The following is a 279-nucleotide window of genomic DNA, read 5'->3' as shown; positions in this document are numbered from 1 at the left end:
GCGACACTAGCTCAGTTGGTAGAGCGCAACCTTGCCAAGGTTGAGGTCACGAGTTCGAACCTCGTGTGTCGCTCCAAATTCTTTTCGAAGAAAAGAATAGCGCCGCACAACCTAGTTAAGGTTGAGGTCACGCCTTTTTGTATAAAGAAAGTGAACCTCGTGTGTCGCTCCAGCTTCTTTTGTTAGAAAGCTTAAAGCGCTCATCATGCTTTGAATGATGAAATACGGACGCGGGGTGGAGCAGCTTGGTAGCTCGTCGGGCTCATAACCCGAAGGTCG

At 49.5% G+C, this 279-nt stretch carries 1 tRNA gene; it reads left to right on the top strand.

Annotated elements, in window-relative coordinates:
• Positions 1–76, top strand: a tRNA-Gly gene (locus EYW48_RS21725).
• The last annotated feature ends 203 nt before the right edge of the window (positions 77–279 follow it).

Origin of the sequence: Vibrio sp. 1180_3, assembly GCF_029478545.1 — a bacterium.
In the GTDB taxonomy this organism is placed as follows: Bacteria; Pseudomonadota; Gammaproteobacteria; order Enterobacterales; family Vibrionaceae; genus Vibrio; species Vibrio aestuarianus.
Note: the sequence above shows the minus strand (reverse complement) of the source record. Positions and strands in the feature narration are given on the sequence as shown.